This is a genomic window from Sphingomonas canaveralia, assembly GCF_047238125.1.
Taxonomy (GTDB): Bacteria; Pseudomonadota; Alphaproteobacteria; order Sphingomonadales; family Sphingomonadaceae; genus JBDFMH01.
On sequence record NZ_JBDFMH010000001.1, the window covers coordinates 2,442,984 to 2,457,639 of the forward strand.

A 14,656-nucleotide genomic window follows, 5' to 3' on the forward strand; every position below is an offset into this window, starting at 1 on the left:
AGATCGTGGTGCAACGCACTATGCCCTCGAACGTAATGCCTGACGATGGCTTTGGTTCGTCTTGCCCGCTTCGCAATCATCCTGCTGTTGATCGCTGTCACGATCTACCTGGCATGGCTCTGGGCGCGCGATCATCCGCAGGATCTGCCGTGGACCGAACTCGACCTCTCGCAGCCGATCGGCGTCTTCACCGGCCGCAAGCTGACCGCGCTGACCGATGCGCCGGCCGAATGTAAGGCGCTGCTTGGCCGTGCCGGCGTCCGCTTCACGGCATTGCCGCCACTCAGTGCCCGCGGTGGGCAGTGCGGCTATGATGATGCCGTCCGCGTGCGCGGCGGCGGCCCGATCTCGATCGACTATGCGCCGCCGGCGGCGGCATCATGCAGCGTGGTCGCCGCGCTAAGCGTCTGGGAATGGGAAGTCGTCCAGCCGGCGGCGTTGCGGCTGCTGGGTCAGCCGGTGGTGCGGATCGACACGTTCGGCAGCTATAATTGCCGGCGGATCGGCGGTGGGCGCGAAGGTGGCTGGAGCGAGCATGCCACGGCCGATGCAATCGATATCGCCGGGTTCCGGCTGAAGGACGGGCGCCGGATCACGATCGCCGGCGATTGGGCGGGCGAGCCGGCCGACGCCGCATTCCTGCGCGCTTTGCGTGACGGCGCGTGCGATCTGTTCGCCACCGTCCTCAGCCCGGACTACAACGCCGCCCACCGTGATCACCTGCATCTCGACCAGGCCAATCGCGGGCGATCGGGCTGGCGCGGTTGCCGCTGACCCGTGCGGTCAGTTGGGCAGCTTGTGCTCGATCTTGTCGACCCATTGCGGGTAGAAGGCAGGCTCGCGGTTGGACCAGCCCGGTGCCGTCGCCGCCGCCTCGCTGATCGACTGCAGCAGCACGCGCCGCTTCTCGGGATGAAGATGCGGCAGCGCGGCTGCGGCACAGAAGGCACCCGGCAGCCACGGCCGCACATTGGCGCCGATCAGCCGCTCGTACAGGAAGCGATACGCGCCGAAAGACACCAGCCGATCCTGACCCAGGTCGAACGCGCTGACAGTGACCAGCGGCGCCATGAACGGCTCGATCGCATCGAGGCCGCTGTCGTCGGGCACGAGGCCACGGATATGGCCGAGCCGCGCGTAGATGCGGGATTGTGCCCGGATGCTGGCGGCCTCGCCGATATCGCGTGACCAGCGGGCCACGGCGTCCTCGCGTTCGAGCCCGATGTCGAGCGAGCGGCGGATATAGCGCTGGGTGGCGGCCGGGAAGCCTGCGAACTCTTTCATCTCGGCCAGGCTCATTGCCCCAATTGCCGGCTTCATCTGCCCCGCCATCGCTGCTTGCTCCTACCTGATCCCACCCGTCGAAGATGCGCCTTCATGGTTAGCGTCCGCTTAACGACGCAGATCGAAACCAGTGCGATGGAATCATGGATCGTGCTGCGTTGCAACATCCAAAACAATGGGCGCGCAACATGTTGCGCGCCCGCCACGTTTGCACTCTCTTGCCGTGCACTCTCAAAACTTGGCCGTGTCGACGACGGCGGCGTCAATCCTTCGTGGACTGCAGCGCCTTCTCGGCTTCCTCGTCATAGCCCGATGATGCCGGCGGCTCGCTGCTCTGGCCCGGGCGCGTGTTTGCGGGCGGATCGGAAGTCGGGAACGTCTCGTCGAGACCGATGTCGAGCTTCGCATCCTCGTGGGACGGGTCAGCCGCCAGCCGTTCGTCGTCGCTGGCATCGTGCGCAGGGCGCACTTTCGGGATCGGCGATCGGTTCGCTTCGTCATGATCCGAATCGCGCGGCTGATCGGTGGCAGTCATCGCTCTCTCCTGGAAACAATACGGCAATCAACGCCGGCCCGCGTCGCTCCGTTCCGCCCCCGTGACATCGATCGGTTCGCCGGCTTTCGATGAACGGCACCGCGTGATCGACCGGGGCATCGGCGCGGCTGGCACTCTGCCATGCGGCGGCTATGAATGACGGCATGACCATCGATCAGCCCGTCGCGCGCGGGCCCGGCATTTCGGAACGCGCGGCCATCCTGTCGATCATCGGCTTCTGGTCCTTCTACTTCGCCATCGTCACGCTGCGCTGGGCGGTGCTCGGCTACGAGAACCAGCTCGACATGTTGGGCCGGCGCGTCATCGTGTCGATCGCCAGCATGGCGATCACATGGCTGATCTATCGCGTGCTCCGGGCGATCTCGAACGCACCGCTGCGCACTGGCATCCTGGCGGCAGGGCTGCTCGCGATCCCCGCCGCGATCGCCTATTCCTCGATCAACCATTACGCCTTCCTGACGGTGGAGACCGATCTCGCAGCCTCCAAGGTCATCGTTTCCAACGATGGCGATGATCGCAACGTAACGGTGCAGGTCGGCGCGATGCCCGACGAGCATGAGAAGACGCCGCTGATGGCAATCGCCGATCAGGCGGCCAACGGCTTCTTCTTCTTCGTAGCCTGGGCCGCGCTCTATCTGGCGCTGTCCTATGCTGCGCAGGTCCGCTCGGCGGAACGCCAGGCCGCCGCCTACCGCGCGGCGGCACGCGATGCCGAGCTGCGCGCACTGCGCTATCAGGTCAATCCGCACTTCCTGTTCAACACGCTCAACTCGCTGTCAGGCCTGGTGATGACCGACCGGCCTGAGGCGGCCGAGCGCATGATCATGAATCTTTCGACATTCTTCCGCACCAGCCTGTCGGGCGATCCGACCGAGGATGTGACGCTGGAGCAGGAGATCCACCTGCAAAAGCTGTATCTCGAGATCGAAGCAGTGCGCTTTCCTGATCGGCTGAAGGTGGACATCGCGATCCCGCCCGAGCTGGAAAATGCCTGCGTGCCCGGGCTGATCCTGCAACCGCTTGTCGAGAATGCGATCAAATATGGTGTCGCCCGCGCGCGCCGGCCGGTCCGGGTGGCGATCCGTGCCCGTGCCGATGGCGATCGGCTGGTGCTGGCGGTCGAGGATGACGGCGAGGATGCGGAGACCGAAGGCGGTAGCGGGATCGGCCTGAAGAATGTCGCCGATCGCATCCAGGCCCGCTTTGGAAGCGACGGCAGCGCAATCTGGGGCCCGCGCCCCGGCGGGGGTTTCGTCGTGGTGCTGAAGATGCCACTCGTACGCAATGGCTGCTGACACGCCCCTGCGCACTCTGGTCGTGGACGACGAGCCGCTGGCGATCGAGCGGCTGCAAATCCTGTGTGCACGCGAACCGGGCGTGGATCTGGTCGGCACGGCTTCGGATGGCGAGGCGGCGCTTCGCCTGGTCGATGCGCTGCAACCCGAACTGCTGCTGCTCGACATCTCGATGCCGGGGCTGGACGGCATGGGCGTCGCCCGCGCCCTGCAGGGGCGATCGGTGCGGCCGGCAGTGATTTTCTGCACCGCGTTCGATCAATTTGCCGTGGCGGCATTCGATGTCGCTGCGGTCGACTATCTGCTGAAACCGGTCGCACCCGATCGGCTCGCGCGGGCCGTCGGTCGGGTTCGGGAAAAGCTCGCGACCGCTGCGCCGCTTTCGGTGCCCGCGACGGCCGAATCGCCCTGGACCGAGGAATTCTGGGTGCCGCACCGGTCCGAAGTGATCCGCATCGCGGCGCAGGATATCGACCGGATCGAGGCCGAGCGCGACTATATGCGGCTGCACGTCGGCCAGCGCAGCTTCCTGCTGCATTCCACGATCAGCGATCTCGAACGCAAGCTCGATCCCGATCGCTTCATCCGCCTTCACCGATCGACGATGGTGCGCCGTGATCGCATCGCAAAGCTGCGCCATGACGGGCTGGGCGTGTGGCATGCCGATCTGGCGGATGGCACAGAGGTCCGCATCGGCCGTACCTATCTGCCCGCCGCGCGCGCGCTGATGGGGCGGTGACCATGGCCTTGAACCGCAACCGTTTCATGCCGACATCTACCCGATGAGCGTCGCCTTCCGCCGTGAATCCGATGAGGAGCATCTCGAGCCCCGGCCCGATCTGCCGATCCCGCCCGGTCCCAATCTCGTCACGCCGCGCGGCCTGACGCTGATCGAGACGCGCGCGGCAGAGTTCGAGGCCGCGCTCGAAAAGGCGCTTGAGGAGAAGGCCGGGGACGACGCGGTCAAGGCGATCCGGCGCGACCTGCGCTATTGGCACGCGCGCCGCGCGACCGCGCAACTGGCGCCGGCGGCCGATGGTGAGGATGTGGCGTTCGGCACGCGCGTCACCTATCGACGCGGCAAAGCCGATCACAGCATCACGCTGGTGGGAGACGACGAGGCCGATCCCGCCGCCGGCCTGATCGCCTTCACTGCCCCGCTGGCGCGCGCTCTGATGGGCGCGGTCGAGGGCGACAAGGTCGCATTTGGCGCCGACACGTTGACGGTGCGGAAGATCGAACCGATCAAGCGCTGATCGCGCGCGCCCCGCTAGCCGCGATCAGATCAGGCTCACCCGCCCGCCAGCATGCCGTTCCAGCCGGCCGCCAAGTTCCAGCTCCAGCAGCACGGTCTGCACGATCGCCGACGGCAACTGCGATTGCCGGATAAGCTCGTCGATCGGCACTGCGCTCGGCCCAAGCAATTCGATGAGCGCGCGCCGTTCGGCCTCGCTCGCGTCCTCGGCGGGTAGCGCCTCGAAAGGCGCACGCGGGCTGCGCAGCGAAGCGCCGCCGATCCCGCCGATCAATTCGATCACGTCGTCGGCCGACTGGATCAGGGTCGCGCCATCGCGGATCAGCTGGTTGCAACCCTGCGCGCGGCCGTCGAGCGGCGAACCCGGCACCGCCATCACCTCGCGGCCCTGGGCGCCGGCCTGCCGGGCGGTGATCAGCGAGCCCGACTTCGGCGCTGCCTCGACGACCACGGTGCCAAGCGTGATGCCGGCGATGATCCGATTGCGGTACGGGAAATGCCGGGCACGCGGCTCGGTGCCGGGCGGCTGTTCGGCAAGCACCAGTCCCCGCTCCGCGATCGCACGCTGCAGCGCCTCGTTCTCCGGCGGGTAGAATATGTCAGCCCCGCCAGCCACCACCGCGATCGTGCCGCGATCCAATGCCCCCTGATGCGCGCCGGTGTCGATCCCCCGGGCAAGGCCCGAAACCACCACGAGCCCCGCTGCGGCCAGATCATACGCCAGCCCGCGCGCAAACCGGACTGCGCTGGCGGAAGCGTTACGCGCGCCGACGATCGCCACTGCCTGTGTATCCGGCAGGCGGGCATTGCCATGGGCGATCAGCACTGGGGGGGCGTCGTCGATCTCGGCCAGCAGCCGTGGATAGCCGGCCAGCCCCAGGAACAGATAGCGCGCACCCAGCGCCTCGACCGTTGCGACCTCGGCGCGCACGCTGGCTTCCGAGGCGATCGCCGGTGGCTTGCCGCCCCCCCGCCGCGCCAGATCGGGCACCGCTGCGAGCGCTGCCTGCGCATCGCCGAACCGCCGCACCAGCTGGCGATAGGTGACCGGTCCGATCGATGCGGTACGGATCAGCCGCAGCCGCGCGATCCGGTCCTGCTCGACCGCAGCGTCAGCCAAGTGGGTCCGCCGGCTTGCGCGATCCCACCTTTGGCTCGGTGCCGGCCTTCAGCCGCGCGATATTGTCGCGGTGCTTCCATAGCACCATCAGTGCCAGCGCGATCATCAGCGGCACCAGCGCGCCCCGGCCGAGCAGCGCGACCGAGACCGGCGTGGACAGCGCGGCCGCCATCCCGGCCACCGAAGAGATCCGCACCACTGCAAGGAGCCCGATCCACACCGCAGCGAAGATCAGCCCGCTCGGCCAGTGCAGCGCCAGCGTAACGCCCAGCAGCGTCGCCACCCCCTTGCCGCCGCGGAACCGGAGCCAGACGGGATAGAGATGGCCGAAGAAGGCGCCGGCCGCCGCCACCGGCATCCAGGCCGGTTCGAAGGCACCGGCGATCAGCACCGCCGCCGCGCCCTTCGCCCCGTCAAGCAGCAGGGTCGCAGCGGCCAGCCCCTTGCGGCCGGTGCGCAGCACGTTGGTGGCGCCGATATTGCCAGATCCGATCGCGCGCAGATCGCCCGCCCCCGCGATCCGGGTCAGGATCAGCCCGAACGGCACCGATCCGAGCAGATAGGAAAGCAGGAGGACGAGCGCCACGCCCATCCAGGGTTGTTCGAGCAAGCAGGCCCCCTTGGTTGGCCAACCATAGCCTGCCGTCCCGGGCGGACAAGCCCCGCGAATTGCCCTGGGCGATCCACCTTACTAGATCGTCGGTCATGACCGACGCCCGCCCGATCCTGTTCTTCGATTCAGGGGTCGGCGGGCTTTCCGTCCTCGCCCCCGCCCGCGCGCTGCTGCCGCAGGCGCCGGTCGTGTATGCCGCCGATAATGCCGGCTTCCCCTATGGCCGCAAGAGCGAGGCCGAGATCGCGGCGCGGGTGCCGGTGCTGCTGGGCCGCCTGGCGGAACGCTACCGGGCCCGGCTTGTCGTGATCGCCTGCAATACGGCTTCCACGATCGCGCTGGCGCCGGTGCGGGCGGCGCTCGATCTGCCCGTGGTCGGCACCGTACCTGCGATCAAGCCGGCCGCTTTGCTGTCGCAGACGCGCGCGATCGGCGTGCTCGGCACCGATGCTACCGTGCGCCAGCCCTATGTCGATCGGCTGTCGGCCGAATTCGCAGGCGATTGCCTGGTGCTGCGCCACGGATCGGCGCGCCTGGTGGAACTGGCCGAAGCGCGGCTGCGTGGCGAGCCCGATGACGTCGCCGCTTATCGGGATGTGCTGCAGGGCCTGCTCGGTCAGCCCGGCGGCGATCGCGTCGATACGGTAGTGCTGGCCTGTACCCATTTCCCGCTGGTCGCCGATGCGCTGGCGGCGGTGGCGCCCCGGCCGCTGCAATTCGTGGATGGCGGCGCCGGCATCGCGCGGCGCATCGAACATCTGATGCAGGGCCAGCGATGGCCGGACCGCCCGGCCCCCGGCACCGCCGTGTTCACTGCCCCGTTCGAGCTTGCCGAAGGGCTGCGCACCGGCCTCGCGGCGCACGGTCTTTCCCGCATCGAATGGCTGTGACGATCGAGCGGACCGATCACAGCGGACCAGCAATGTCCAGGGGCGATGCCCGCGGCAGGCTGGAAAAGCGCGCCTTCCGGCGCTATTGCAGCCGCATGATGGGCGGGAGTCACCCGGTTGGACTATAATCGCGTTTTCACTCAGGCGATCGATCGGCTGCACGCCGAAGGCCGCTACCGGGTGTTCATCGATATATTGCGCAACAAGGGCGCGTTTCCGAACGCGCGCTGCTTCGCCGGCCATAACGGCCCGAAGCCGATCACCGTCTGGTGTTCGAACGATTATCTCGCGATGGGCCAGCACCCCAAGGTGATCGCGGCGATGGAAGAGGCGCTGCATGACGTCGGCGCCGGATCGGGCGGCACCCGCAACATCGGCGGCAACACCCATTACCATATCCATCTCGAAAACGAGCTTGCTGACCTGCACGGCAAGGAAGGCGCGCTGCTGTTCACGTCGGGCTACGTCTCGAACGATGCGACGCTATCGACCATCACCAAGATCCTGCCGGGCTGCGTGATCTTCTCGGACGAACTCAACCATGCCTCGATGATCGCGGGCATCCGCAATTCGGGATGCGAGAAGCGCGTCTTCCGCCACAACGACCTTGCCCATCTCGAGGAACTGCTGGCGGCCGAGGATCCCGAGGCGCCCAAGCTGATCGCGTTCGAAAGCGTGTATTCGATGGATGGCGATGTCGCCCCGATCCACGCGATCTGCGACCTGGCCGATAAGTATAACGCGCTGACCTATTTGGACGAAGTCCATGCGGTCGGCATGTATGGCGCGCGCGGCGGCGGCATCTCCGATCGTGACGAAGCTGCCGGTCGGCTGACGATCATCGAAGGCACGCTCGGCAAGGCGTTCGGTGTGATGGGCGGCTATATCGCGGCTGACCGGATGATCATCGACGTGATCCGAAGCTATGCGCCGGGCTTCATCTTCACGACGTCGCTGTCGCCCGTGCTGGTGGCCGGCGCGCTGGCAAGCGTGCGCCACCTGAAGGCATCGAGCGAGGAGCGCGACGGCCAGCAGGCAGCCGCCGCCCGGCTGAAGGCGATGTTCGCCGCTGCCGGGCTGCCGGTGATGCCGTCGACCACGCATATCGTGCCGCTGATGGTCGGCGATCCGGTGAAGGCGAAGCGGATCAGCGATATTCTGCTGGCCGAATATGGCGTCTATGTGCAGCCGATCAATTATCCGACCGTGCCGCGCGGCACTGAACGGTTGCGCTTCACGCCCGGCCCTTCGCACGACGAGGCGATGATGCAGGAACTGACCAGCGCGCTGATCGAGATCTGGGACCGGATGGAACTGCGCCAGGCGGCCTGAGGATCGCGCTGCCAAGCGGCGGCGATCAATCCCGGCAGAAACCCTCGCCGGGGTTGATCACCACGCAATCCTGCTTGCCGGCCAGCCATTTCAGACCGGTTTCGTCTCCGCTGGCCTTGCGGATCCGTTCCTGCTTGCCGTTCCGGGTGAAGACGATCGTATCGCCGTCCGCGCGGCCCTCGAACGGATCGCCCTTACTGTCGAGATCGCCCTTCACGACCAGATCGTAGCTGCCCGGCTCGCCGCCGTCGGCGATCGTCAGGAACAGACCCTCCGGTCCGGTCCAGCGACCCTTAAGGCCCGCCGCCGCGTCCGCGCTCGCGGGGGCGGCCGGTGCCATCGTCTCGCTGTCGGGCACCACTTCCGTCGCGGCAGTGACGTTGTCGGGCAGGTCGCCCTTAGCCGTCTCGCCGGCGGGCTGCTTGCTGCAGGCGGCCAGGGCGAACAGCGCGCAGATCAGGATCGGACGGTTCATGATCGGTCTCCTTCTCCGGTCAACGCCTTGCGCGTCACGGTCGATCCAATCGGTGGTAGCGCGGCACGGCCGACCCCTCTAGATGAGCGGCAATCCGAGTCAGGAGCAAGTCCGTTCATGGCCCTGCGTATCGCCATCGCTTCCGATCATGCCGCGCTCGCGCTGAAGGCCGAGCTTGCGGATTGGGCACGCGACCAGGGTCACGCGGTCGATGATCTCGGTCCCCATGGTCCGGGATCGGTCGACTATCCGGATTATGGTGCCAAGCTGTCCGCCGCGATCGCGCAGGGGCAGGCCGATTTCGGCGTCGCGCTCTGCGGATCGGGAATCGGCATCGCGATTGCGGTGAACCGTGAGCCGGCGTGCCGCTGCGCGCTCGTGTCCGAAAACCTGTCCGCGCGGCTTGCCCGCACTCACAACGACGCCAATGTCATCGCGATGGGGGCCCGGCTGATCGGACCCGAAACCGCGCGCGATTGCCTGGCCGCCTTCCTCGCCACCCCGTTCGAAGGTGGTCGCCATCAGGCCCGGGTCGACAAGCTCGCCCGGCCGACCGCACCCAAGGAACCCGCATGAGCACCAGCCCCGCCACGCTTCACGACGTCCAGCCGGACGGCTTCTTCTCGACCGGGCTGGCCGAGGCCGATCCGGCCGTCTTCGCCGGACTGCAGCAAGAGATTGCGCGCGAGAAGAAGCAGATCGAGCTGATCGCATCCGAAAATATCGTCTCGAAGGCGGTACTGGAGGCGCAGGGCTCGGTCTTCACCAACAAATATGCCGAGGGCTATCCCGGCAAGCGCTATTACCAGGGCTGCGCGCCGTCCGACATCGTCGAGCAGTTGGCGATCGATCGCGCCAAGCAGCTGTTCGGCTGCGGCTTCGCAAACGTCCAGCCGCATTCGGGCGCGCAGGCCAACGGCGCGGTAATGCTCGCGCTGACGAAGCCCGGCGACACCATCATGGGCCTCAGCCTCGACGCAGGCGGCCACCTGACGCACGGCGCCAAGGCGGCGATGTCGGGCAAGTGGTACAACGCCGTGCAATATGGCGTGCGGCCCGATACCCATCTGATCGATTTCGATCAGGTCGAGGCCCTCGCACGCGAGCACAAGCCGAAGCTGATCATCACTGGCGGATCGGCCTATCCCCGCCAGATCGATTTCGCCCGCTTTCGCGCGATCGCGGACGAGGTGGGCGCGCTGTTCATGGTCGACATGGCGCATTTCGCCGGACTGGTGGCGGGCGGCGTGCACCCCACCCCGTTCGGCCACGCCCATGTCGTGACGACGACCACGCACAAGACGCTGCGCGGCCCGCGCGGCGGCATGGTGATGACCGATGACGAGGCGATCGCCAAGAAGATCAACTCGGCGGTGTTCCCCGGCCTGCAGGGCGGCCCGCTGATGCATGTCGTCGCCGCAAAGGCGGTCGCGTTCGGAGAGGCACTGCGGCCCGAGTTCAAGACCTATTCGGCCGCGGTGGTCGAGAATGCCAAGGTGCTGGCGGCCAAGCTGAAGGAACGTGGTGCCGATCTCGTCTCGGGCGGCACCGACACGCATCTGGCGCTGGTCGACCTTACCCCGCTCGGCGTGACGGGTCGCGATGCGGACGAGGCGCTGGAGCGCGCCGGCATCACCTGCAACAAGAACGGCATCCCCAACGATCCGCTGCCGCCGGTGAAGACCAGCGGCATCCGCGTTGGCACGCCGGCCGGCACCACGCGCGGGTTCGGCCCGGCGGAATTTCGCGAGATCGGCGACATGATCGCCGACGTGCTGGGCGGCCTGCGCGACAAGGGCGAACATGGCGATCCCGCGATCGAGGCGGCAGTGAAGGCCCGCGTCGAGGCGCTCTGCGATCGCTTCCCCATCTATCCGGGACTGTGACCCCCGCCTGCCCGTCATGCCGGACTTGACCCGGCATCCAGAGCCAGGGGCACCCGTGCAATGGCTATGGATACCGGCTTTCGCCGGGATGCCGATATCTGAAGGAACGAGATGCGCTGCCCCTTCTGTGCCCATGATGACAGCCAGGTGAAGGATAGCCGTCCGACCGAGGACGGCGCATCGATCCGTCGTCGGCGGCAGTGCGAGGGCTGTGGGGCACGTTTCACCACCTTCGAACGCGTCCAGTTGCGTGATCTGGTCGTCGTGAAGAAGGAAGGCGGGCGCGAACCGTTCGAACGCGGCAAGCTAGAGCGATCGATCGCGATCGCCTGCCGCAAGCGTCCGATCGCGCCCGAACGGATCGAGCGGCTCGTATCCGGCATCCAGCGCCAGCTGGAGACATCGGGCGAGAGCGAAGTGACCGCGACCCGCATGGGCGAGATGGTGATGGACGGACTGAAGGCGCTCGACTCGGTTGCCTACATTCGCTTCGCCAGCGTCTACAAGGATTTCACCGAGGCGCGTGATTTCGAGGACTTCGCCGGCACCATCGCCGAGGCGGCGCGCGACTGAAATCCTGCGATCCGATGTCCGGCGGCACGCCGCTTGGGCGCGTCTTAAAGTTTCGTTAACGTTTTGACGTCATCCTGCGGCAGAAAGTTGGAGGACCAAGCGATGCGCGGGATCGGATGGACCGCGGCGACGCTGATCGCCTGCGCGATGCTGGCGGGTTGCGCCAAGAAGGCTCCCCCGCCGGCACCCGTGTCGCTGGTCGAACCGCAGCCGGAGCCGACCATCCTCGACCGCTGGCAGGGCGTGGCGACCGAGGCCGATGCGGAACGGATCGCACGGATCGATACGGCCTGGGCAGACGGGCTCGCCGCCGCGCGTCGCGCCGGGGCGGGCGGGGTGATCGCGCAGGAAGGGGCGCTGCTCGATCCCGCCGCGCTGGCGCCGCGCGCGTTGCCGCCCCCCGGACGCTATAGTTGCCGCGTGATCAAGCTGGGCGGCCGCCGCGGGCTCGCATCCTTCCCGCCCTATTTCTGCTTCGTCGATCGTGACGGGCCGCTCACCATCCTCGTCAAGGAAACCGGGGCGGAGCGACCATCCGGCCGGCTGTGGCCCGACGGCGAGGACCGGATGATCTTTCTGGGCGGCATGGCGCTTGGGCCGGAACATACGGCCCCGGCCTACAACAGCGAATCCGATCGCGACGTGGCCGGCGTGCTCGAACGGGTCGGCGATTTCCGTTGGCGGCTCGCGATGCCCTACCAGTCACGGGCGGCGTCGTTGGATGTGATCGAGCTCGTGCCATTCATCCCCAACAAGACTGTCGAATGAACGCATTGTTGTTTTCGGTTCACGCAACAAACTGTCTCACCGAGCGATTGTTACGGCATCGTTTGGGAGACAAGAAATGTCGAAGTTCATCATCGGGTCGCTGATCGCCGCCGTCACGGTCAGCGCCGCCCCAGCCGTCGCGCAGAACCCGCGCCAGGCCGAGCGCGAATATCGTAAGGATGTGCGCGAGGCGAACCGCGACTATCGCCAAGACCTTCGCCAGGCGGATAGCCGCCGCGACGTCCGCGACGCGCGCCAGGACCGCCGCCGCGACATCCGCGATGCCCGGCAGGACCGCCGCCAGGCGTGGCAGGATTATCGCCGCTATGACTATAATCGCCCCGATCCGCGCTTCGGCAACCGCTATTATGCCGACCGTTACTATCGCGACGGCCGCTATTATCAGCCGCGTCGGCTGGCCTATAACGACCGCATCTATCGCGGCCAGAACGGGCAATATTATTGCCGCCGCAACGACGGCACGACCGGCCTGCTGATCGGCGCGCTCGGTGGCGGCGTGCTCGGCAACGTGATCGCGCCGGGCCGCTCGGATACGCTGGGCACGATCCTGGGCGCCGGTGCCGGTGCGCTGATCGGCCGTTCGATCGATCGTAACAACGTCCAGTGCCGCTGATCTGACGGCACCAGGATGAACCGACGGGCGGCCCCGAAAGGGGCCGCCCGTTTCGTTTGGCGTCGCGGCCCTCTCGCTGCTACGGGCGCGGGCATGACCCCGCTCGACAAGATCCGTAACTTTTCCATCATCGCCCATATCGACCATGGCAAGTCGACCCTCGCCGACCGGCTGATCCAGCGCACCGGCGGGCTGACCGCGCGCGAGATGTCCGCGCAGGTGCTCGACAACATGGATATCGAAAAGGAACGCGGCATCACCATCAAGGCGCAGACCGTGCGCCTGGATTGGAAGGGGCCGGACGGCGAGGATTATGTCCTGAACCTGATGGACACGCCGGGCCATGTCGACTTCGCCTATGAAGTGTCGCGCAGCCTGGCCGCCTGCGAAGGCGCGCTGCTCGTCGTCGATGCCGCGCAAGGCGTCGAAGCGCAGACCCTGGCCAACGTCTACCAGTCGATCGAGCATGATCATGAGATCATCTCGGTCATCAACAAGATCGATCTGCCCTCGGCCGAACCCGAGAAGGTGAAGACCGAGATCGAGGAGATCATCGGGCTCGACGCATCGAACGCGGTGCTGGCCAGCGCCAAAGCCGGCATCGGCATCGACGAGATACTGAACGCGATCGTCGAGCGGATTCCCGCGCCCAAGGGCGATCCGAACGCGCCGCTGAAGGCGATGCTGGTCGACAGCTGGTACGATGCCTATCTCGGCGTCGTGATCCTCGTCCGCGTGATCGACGGATCGATCCGCAAGGGTCAGCAGATCCGGTTCATGGCCGCGGGTACGACCCATCTGGTCGATCGGGTCGGCGCGTTCCGCCCGAAGATCGAGCAGCTGCCGGACCTTGGCCCCGGCGAGATCGGCTTCATCACCGCGCAGATCAAGGAAGTGGCGCAGGCCCGCGTCGGTGACACGCTCACCGACGCGAAGAAGCCGGCGGCAGAGGCGCTGCCCGGCTTCAAGGAACTGCAGCCGGTGGTGTTCTGCGGGCTCTTCCCGGTCGATGCGGCCGAGTTCGAGAAGCTGCGCGAGAGCATCTCCAAGCTCCGGCTGAACGACGCCTCGTTCAGTTTCGAGATGGAGACGTCGGCTGCGCTCGGCTTCGGCTTCCGCTGCGGCTTCCTGGGGCTGCTGCACCTGGAGATCATCCAGGAACGGCTGACCCGCGAATATGATCTCGACCTGATCACGACCGCGCCGTCGGTGGTTTACCGGATCGCGCTGAGCCATTCGAAGACCGAGGACGCCAAGACGATCGAGCTGCACAACCCGGCCGACATGCCCGATCCCAACCGGATCGACATGATCGAGGAACCGTGGATCGAAGCGACCATCTACGTGCCCGACGAATATCTCGGCGCGATCCTGAAGCTGTGCCAGGATCGGCGCGGCATCCAGAAGAACCTGACCTATGTCTCGGGCCGTGCGCAGATCACGTACGAGCTGCCACTGAACGAAGTGGTGTTCGATTTCTACGATCGGCTGAAGAGCATCAGCCGCGGCTATGCCAGCTTCGATTATCACCAGATCGGCTATCGCGAGGGCGATCTCGTCAAGATGTCGATCCTCGTCAACAACGAGCCGGTCGATGCGCTCAGCATGATCGTCCACCGCGGCACCGCCGAGACGCGCGGCCGCGGCATGTGCGAGCGGCTGAAGGACCTGATCCCGCGTCACCTGTTCAAGATCCCGATCCAGGCGGCGATCGGTGGCAAGGTGATCGCGCGCGAGACGATCGCGGCGTTGCGCAAGGACGTGACGGCCAAATGCTATGGCGGCGACGCGACCCGCAAAAAGAAGCTTCTGGAAAAGCAGAAGGAAGGCAAGAAGCGGATGCGCGAATATGGCTCTGTCAGCATCCCCCAGGAAGCCTTCATCGCCGCGCTGCGCATGGGCGACGACGGCTGACGCACCGGCCGAAAGCAGCGAAAGCAGCACTTGTACACCCCCGGACCAGCGTGCGCGACCC

The 14,656-nt window shown here is 66.6% G+C and carries 17 protein-coding genes; 12 read left to right on the forward strand and 5 right to left on the reverse strand.

Going from position 1 to position 14,656, the window contains the following annotated elements; translation table 11 throughout:
- The first annotated feature begins 45 nt into the window (after nucleotides 1–45).
- Nucleotides 46–774 (forward strand): extensin-like domain-containing protein, encoded by a 729-nt coding sequence (locus ABC347_RS12170; RefSeq protein ID WP_413245987.1) that lies wholly within the window; start codon nucleotides 46–48, stop codon nucleotides 772–774.
- A 9-nt stretch (nucleotides 775–783) separates the two neighbouring features.
- On the opposite strand, the gene ABC347_RS12175 is transcribed toward ABC347_RS12170, so the two are convergent.
- Entirely contained in the window at nucleotides 784–1,332 is a 549-nt protein-coding gene (locus ABC347_RS12175; RefSeq protein WP_413245988.1) for a hypothetical protein, read from the reverse strand.
- Between the two features lie 214 nt (nucleotides 1,333–1,546).
- Complete coding sequence (locus tag ABC347_RS12180) at nucleotides 1,547–1,819, reverse strand: hypothetical protein (RefSeq protein ID WP_413245989.1); 273 nt, start codon at nucleotides 1,817–1,819, stop codon at nucleotides 1,547–1,549.
- A gap of 164 nt (nucleotides 1,820–1,983) precedes the next feature.
- Here ABC347_RS12180 and ABC347_RS12185 point away from each other — a divergent pair, with 164 nt between their 5' ends.
- The 3 genes from ABC347_RS12185 to ABC347_RS12195 are packed head-to-tail and all read left to right on the forward strand — an operon-like array spanning nucleotide 1,984 to nucleotide 4,391.
- The gene (locus tag ABC347_RS12185; protein WP_413245990.1) at nucleotides 1,984–3,135 is read left to right on the forward strand and encodes a sensor histidine kinase; all 1,152 of its coding nucleotides are present in this window, start codon (nucleotides 1,984–1,986) and stop codon (nucleotides 3,133–3,135) included.
- Entirely contained in the window at nucleotides 3,125–3,874 is a 750-nt protein-coding gene (locus ABC347_RS12190; protein ID WP_413245991.1) for a LytR/AlgR family response regulator transcription factor, read from the forward strand. Before ABC347_RS12185 ends, ABC347_RS12190 begins: the two co-directional genes overlap by 11 nt.
- A gap of 43 nt (nucleotides 3,875–3,917) precedes the next feature.
- Nucleotides 3,918–4,391 carry a GreA/GreB family elongation factor gene (locus tag ABC347_RS12195; RefSeq protein WP_413245992.1) on the forward strand — a complete coding sequence of 158 codons (474 nt, stop codon included), beginning with the start codon at nucleotides 3,918–3,920 and terminating at the stop codon, nucleotides 4,389–4,391.
- Between the two features lie 24 nt (nucleotides 4,392–4,415).
- Here ABC347_RS12195 and dprA read toward each other — a convergent pair whose 3' ends face one another.
- Entirely contained in the window at nucleotides 4,416–5,510 is a 1,095-nt protein-coding gene (gene dprA / locus ABC347_RS12200) for a DNA-processing protein DprA (protein ID WP_413245993.1), read from the reverse strand.
- A complete protein-coding gene (plsY, locus tag ABC347_RS12205; protein ID WP_413247053.1) occupies nucleotides 5,503–6,102 on the reverse strand; it encodes a glycerol-3-phosphate 1-O-acyltransferase PlsY in 600 nt (199 codons plus the stop codon). The genes dprA and plsY overlap by 8 nt, the downstream gene beginning before the upstream one ends.
- A 113-nt stretch (nucleotides 6,103–6,215) precedes the next feature.
- Here plsY and murI point away from each other — a divergent pair, with 113 nt between their 5' ends.
- Nucleotides 6,216–7,013 carry a glutamate racemase gene (gene murI, locus ABC347_RS12210; protein ID WP_413245994.1) on the forward strand — a complete coding sequence of 266 codons (798 nt, stop codon included), beginning with the start codon at nucleotides 6,216–6,218 and terminating at the stop codon, nucleotides 7,011–7,013.
- A gap of 117 nt (nucleotides 7,014–7,130) precedes the next feature.
- Complete coding sequence (gene hemA, locus ABC347_RS12215) at nucleotides 7,131–8,345, forward strand: 5-aminolevulinate synthase (RefSeq protein ID WP_413245995.1); 1,215 nt, start codon at nucleotides 7,131–7,133, stop codon at nucleotides 8,343–8,345.
- A gap of 25 nt (nucleotides 8,346–8,370) precedes the next feature.
- Here hemA and ABC347_RS12220 read toward each other — a convergent pair whose 3' ends face one another.
- Nucleotides 8,371–8,820, reverse strand: a complete 450-nt coding sequence (locus tag ABC347_RS12220) for a hypothetical protein (RefSeq protein WP_413245996.1) — start codon at nucleotides 8,818–8,820, stop codon at nucleotides 8,371–8,373.
- Nucleotides 8,821–8,943: 123 nt separating this feature from the next.
- Between ABC347_RS12220 and rpiB the strand changes: the two genes are divergently transcribed.
- From rpiB to lepA, 6 genes are all read left to right on the forward strand, one after another.
- On the forward strand, nucleotides 8,944–9,396 hold the full coding sequence (gene rpiB / locus ABC347_RS12225) for a ribose 5-phosphate isomerase B (RefSeq protein WP_413247054.1): 453 nt from the start codon (nucleotides 8,944–8,946) through the stop codon (nucleotides 9,394–9,396).
- Nucleotides 9,393–10,706 (forward strand): serine hydroxymethyltransferase, encoded by a 1,314-nt coding sequence (gene glyA, locus ABC347_RS12230; protein ID WP_413245997.1) that lies wholly within the window; start codon nucleotides 9,393–9,395, stop codon nucleotides 10,704–10,706. Before rpiB ends, glyA begins: the two co-directional genes overlap by 4 nt.
- Before the next feature lie 111 nt (nucleotides 10,707–10,817).
- Nucleotides 10,818–11,279 carry a transcriptional regulator NrdR gene (gene nrdR / locus ABC347_RS12235; protein ID WP_413245998.1) on the forward strand — a complete coding sequence of 154 codons (462 nt, stop codon included), beginning with the start codon at nucleotides 10,818–10,820 and terminating at the stop codon, nucleotides 11,277–11,279.
- Nucleotides 11,280–11,381: 102 nt separating this feature from the next.
- Nucleotides 11,382–12,047, forward strand: coding sequence for a DUF4893 domain-containing protein (locus tag ABC347_RS12240; protein WP_413245999.1), 666 nt, complete (start codon nucleotides 11,382–11,384; stop codon nucleotides 12,045–12,047).
- 76 nt (nucleotides 12,048–12,123) lie between these two features.
- Entirely contained in the window at nucleotides 12,124–12,681 is a 558-nt protein-coding gene (locus tag ABC347_RS12245; protein WP_413246000.1) for a glycine zipper 2TM domain-containing protein, read from the forward strand.
- Between the two features lie 93 nt (nucleotides 12,682–12,774).
- The gene (gene lepA, locus ABC347_RS12250) at nucleotides 12,775–14,595 is read left to right on the forward strand and encodes a translation elongation factor 4 (protein WP_413246001.1); all 1,821 of its coding nucleotides are present in this window, start codon (nucleotides 12,775–12,777) and stop codon (nucleotides 14,593–14,595) included.
- Nucleotides 14,596–14,656: the final 61 nt, after the last annotated feature.

What these genes read in the sequence shown, in the direction of transcription:
- ABC347_RS12170 (WP_413245987.1), top strand. Translation starts at nt 46, where the DNA reads ATGGCTTTGGTTCGTCTTGCCCGCTTCGCAATCATCCTGCTGTTGATC.
- ABC347_RS12175 (WP_413245988.1), bottom strand. Translation starts at nt 1,332, where the DNA reads ATGGCGGGGCAGATGAAGCCGGCAATTGGGGCAATGAGCCTGGCCGAG.
- ABC347_RS12180 (WP_413245989.1), bottom strand. Translation starts at nt 1,819, where the DNA reads ATGACTGCCACCGATCAGCCGCGCGATTCGGATCATGACGAAGCGAAC.
- ABC347_RS12185 (WP_413245990.1), top strand. Translation starts at nt 1,984, where the DNA reads ATGACCATCGATCAGCCCGTCGCGCGCGGGCCCGGCATTTCGGAACGC.
- ABC347_RS12190 (WP_413245991.1), top strand. Translation starts at nt 3,125, where the DNA reads ATGGCTGCTGACACGCCCCTGCGCACTCTGGTCGTGGACGACGAGCCG.
- ABC347_RS12195 (WP_413245992.1), top strand. Translation starts at nt 3,918, where the DNA reads ATGAGCGTCGCCTTCCGCCGTGAATCCGATGAGGAGCATCTCGAGCCC.
- plsY (WP_413247053.1), bottom strand. Translation starts at nt 6,102, where the DNA reads ATGGGCGTGGCGCTCGTCCTCCTGCTTTCCTATCTGCTCGGATCGGTG.
- murI (WP_413245994.1), top strand. Translation starts at nt 6,216, where the DNA reads ATGACCGACGCCCGCCCGATCCTGTTCTTCGATTCAGGGGTCGGCGGG.
- ABC347_RS12220 (WP_413245996.1), bottom strand. Translation starts at nt 8,820, where the DNA reads ATGAACCGTCCGATCCTGATCTGCGCGCTGTTCGCCCTGGCCGCCTGC.
- glyA (WP_413245997.1), top strand. Translation starts at nt 9,393, where the DNA reads ATGAGCACCAGCCCCGCCACGCTTCACGACGTCCAGCCGGACGGCTTC.
- nrdR (WP_413245998.1), top strand. Translation starts at nt 10,818, where the DNA reads ATGCGCTGCCCCTTCTGTGCCCATGATGACAGCCAGGTGAAGGATAGC.
- ABC347_RS12240 (WP_413245999.1), top strand. Translation starts at nt 11,382, where the DNA reads ATGCGCGGGATCGGATGGACCGCGGCGACGCTGATCGCCTGCGCGATG.
- ABC347_RS12245 (WP_413246000.1), top strand. Translation starts at nt 12,124, where the DNA reads ATGTCGAAGTTCATCATCGGGTCGCTGATCGCCGCCGTCACGGTCAGC.
- lepA (WP_413246001.1), top strand. Translation starts at nt 12,775, where the DNA reads ATGACCCCGCTCGACAAGATCCGTAACTTTTCCATCATCGCCCATATC.